Origin of the sequence: Cellulomonas jepli, assembly GCF_047229345.1 — a bacterium.
GTDB lineage: Bacteria > Actinomycetota > Actinomycetes > Actinomycetales > Cellulomonadaceae > Cellulomonas_A.
In genome coordinates this window covers 1-3,377 of the sequence record NZ_JBFTER010000186.1, presented here as the reverse complement: position 1 = coordinate 3,377, position 3,377 = coordinate 1, and the positions used below count along the sequence as shown (strand labels likewise).

Annotated in this window: 3 protein-coding genes; all 3 read left to right on the top strand. The window is 74.8% G+C overall.

The annotated features are described in order from the left end of the window. Positions 1-281 precede the first annotated feature (281 nt). The 3 genes from AB6N24_RS22905 (at position 282) to tyrS (ending at position 2,810) form a co-directional block, all read left to right on the top strand. Positions 282-785, top strand: a complete 504-nt coding sequence (locus AB6N24_RS22905) for a uridine kinase family protein (RefSeq protein ID WP_412871663.1) — start codon at positions 282-284, stop codon at positions 783-785. Further along, on the top strand, positions 782-1,483 hold the full coding sequence (locus AB6N24_RS22900) for a DNA-3-methyladenine glycosylase (RefSeq protein WP_412871662.1): 702 nt from the start codon (positions 782-784) through the stop codon (positions 1,481-1,483). The genes AB6N24_RS22905 and AB6N24_RS22900 overlap by 4 nt, the downstream gene beginning before the upstream one ends. Positions 1,484-1,547: 64 nt before the next feature. Further along, a complete protein-coding gene (tyrS, locus tag AB6N24_RS22895) occupies positions 1,548-2,810 on the top strand; it encodes a tyrosine--tRNA ligase (protein WP_412871661.1) in 1,263 nt (420 codons plus the stop codon). Positions 2,811-3,377: the final 567 nt, after the last annotated feature.

Below are 3,377 nucleotides of genomic sequence, written 5' to 3'. Positions count from 1 at the left end.
GGGGCTCAACACCCCTTCGGCGTCGAGCGCGGACTGAGCCGGGCGCGCACGGGGCCGGGCGTCGAAGCCCGGCCCCGGCGCGCGGTGCAGCGACCGCCGCGGAGCCCCGTCGTCCACCCGGACGGCGGGGCGCCGGCGTGCCCGGCGCGGGCGCTCCGCGTCCGACCACCGGTAGGGCCGGCCCGGACGGCGCTCGGCCGGCGACGGACGCCGCCGCGACGGTCGCCCGTGTCGCGGACCTCACCCTCCGCGGCGCTGCACGGCTGGGTCCGGTCCGCCTCGTGTGCGTCGACGGCCCGGCGGGCTCGGGCAAGTCGACGTTCGCCGCCGCGCTCGTCGCGCACCTGACGGACGGGGGGACGGGCGCCGCGGTGCTGCACCTCGACGACCTCTACGCCGGCTGGTCGGGCCTCGACGGCGACCTCGCCCCGCGCCTGTCCGCACAGGTCCTCGAGCCGTTGCGCCGGGGCCGGTCCGGGCGCTACCAGCGCTACGACTGGCCGGGCGAGCGGTTCGCCGACTGGGTCGACGTCCCGGTGCTGCCGGTGCTGGTGGTCGAGGGCTGCGGTGCCGGGCGCGAGGACGTCGCCGTCGACGCGACCCTCCTCGTCTGGGTCGAGGCGCCCGCCGACCTGCGCCTGGACCGCGGCCTCGAGCGCGACGGCGCGGCGATGCGCCCGCAGTGGGAGCGGTGGATGCGAGACGAGCAGTCGCACTTCGCACGAGAGCGCACCGCGGAGCGCGCCGACATCCGGCTCGACGCGTACGGCAGGATGGTGGGGTGAGCACAGCACCGGACGCGCGCGACGGCGTGGGGGTCGTCCCCGCGCGCGTCTGGTACGCCCGCGACGTGCTGGCCGTGGCTCGCGACCTGCTCGGCGCCCACATCACGACCCGCTCGCCCGAGGGTGACGTGACGATCCGGCTGACCGAGGTCGAGGCCTACGGCGGCGCCGACGACCCGGGGTCGCACGCCTTCCGCGGCCGCACCGCGCGCAACGCGACGATGTTCGCGGAGCCGGGCCGTCTGTACGTGTACCGCCACCTCGGCCTGCACCACTGCGTCAACGTCGTGACGGGCCCGAGCGGTCAGCCGGCGGCGGTCCTGCTGCGCGCCGGCGAGGTCGTGGAGGGAGCCGACCTCGCACGTGCCCGCCGCGAGAGCAAGGGCGTCGTCGACTCCGAGCGCTCGCTCGCCCGCGGTCCGGCGCGGCTCGCAGTGGCGCTGGGCCTCGACCTCGGGGCCAACGGCGCCGACGTGACGGAGCGCGGCGGCGCCGTCCTGGTGCACCGCCACGAGGGCCTGCTGTTCCCGGCGCTCGCCACCGGCCCCCGGGTCGGCGTCGGGGGAGAGGGCGCGGACCCGTCCCGGTTCCCGTGGCGGCTGTGGCTGTCCGGCGAGCGCACCGTCTCCGCCTACCGCCCCGCGTATCGGTCGCCGGCGTCGGTGAGCAGCCCGCCCAGCGGGACGACGTCGGCCTGACCTGTCGCGAGCCCGCCCGACGGCGCGCCGCGCCCCCTTCGACGCGCATCCCCAAGGAGCACCCGTGAACCACGTCCTCGACGAGCTCGCCTGGCGCGGCCTCGTCGCCCAGACCACCGACCTCGACGCCCTGCGCGCGGCCCTCGACGCCGGCCCCGTGAAGCTGTACTGCGGGTTCGACCCGACCGCGCCGAGCCTGCACATCGGGAACCTCGTCCAGATCCTCACGATCCGCCGCCTCCAGCGCGCCGGCCACCGACCGTTCGCGCTCGTCGGCGGGGCGACCGGCCTGATCGGCGACCCGAAGATGACGGGGGAGCGCACGCTCAACCCCCGCGACGTGGTCGCCGGCTGGGTCGAGCGGATCCGCCTGCAGATCGAGCCGCTGCTCGACTTCGACGGCCCGAGCGCCGCGACGATGGTCAACAACCTCGACTGGACCGCGCAGCTGTCGGCCATCGACCTGCTGCGCGACATCGGGCAGCACTACCGGCTCGGCACGATGCTCGCCAAGGACACCGTGGCCCGCCGCCTGAACAGCGAGCAGGGCATCAGCTTCACCGAGTTCAGCTACCAGGTGCTCCAGGGCATGGACTTCCTCGAGCTGTACCGGCGGCACGGCGTGAGCCTGCAGACGGGCGGCAGCGACCAGTGGGGCAACCTGCTCTCGGGCGTCGAGCTCGTGCGCAAGGCCGAGGGGGTCGGGGTGCACGCGCTCACGACCCCTCTCATCACGAAGGCCGACGGCACGAAGTTCGGCAAGACGGAGTCGGGCACGGTGTGGCTGGATCCCGGGCTCACGAGCCCGTACGCGTTCTTCCAGTTCTGGCTCAACGCGGACGACGCCGACGTGGTGCGCTACCTCAAGGTCTTCTCGTTCCGGAGCCGCGAGGAGATCGAGGAGCTCGAGCGGGCGGTCGCCGACCGGCCCGCGGCCCGCGAGGCGCAGCGCGCGCTCGCGCACGAGGTGACGTCGCTCGTCCACGGCACCGAGGCGGCGGACAAGGTCGTCTCGGCGAGCCAGGCGCTGTTCGGGCGCGGGGACCTGGCCGCGCTCGACGAGGCGACGCTCTCGGCGGCCGTCGCAGAGCTGCCGTCGGCGGCGGTGCGCGCGGGCGACCTGGTGGTCGACGTCCTCGCCGCGTCGGGGATCGTGGCGAGCAAGGGGGCCGCTCGCCGGGCGATCGCCGAGGGGGGAGCGTCCGTGAACAACGTCAAGGTGACCGACGAGGACGCGACGCTCACGGACGCCGACCTGCTCCACGGCCGCTGGGCCGTCCTGCGCCGCGGCAAGCGGACGCTCGCCGTGGCCGACGCCCGGGCCTGACGGCTCCTGCGGTGCCCCGGCGGGCCGCGACGACTGCTCCGGCGGTCGCCGCGGCCCGTCGTCGTCAGCTCCGGGAGTCCTCGGACGGACCTCGGCGGGCGGCGGAACGGCCGGCGCTGGGCCGGAGGAGTGTCGTCCGCGTCACGATCTCGGCGCCGCTCACCGCATCGCCGCAGGTCAGAGCGTTGACGGCGCTGCGCCTCGGGGCTCCGGGGCCGCCCGGGGCGTCCTGCGGGAGGACCGGAGTTGACGGTCCGGGAAACGTCCGCGTAATGTTCTGGATGTCGCCCGGCAGGGAGGAACGGACACCAGGGAAGATCCTGGTGGTCGGTCCCACCGAGGTGGCCACCCCCGAGCAGTGACCTCAGGCGCTTCTGGCGCCGGTCGAGACGCGCTCGGGATGAGCTAGTCTCTCTCCTCGGATCGGCCCAGCGGGCCGGCCCAGATCGCCCCGAACAGGGTGGTCAGGGAGAGCGAAGAACTCAGGTAGGATTGAGAAGTTGCCTCCGGATGGGTCGAAGGGCCTGGATGGATGAGCGTCTGCTCCTTGAGAACTCAACAGTGTGC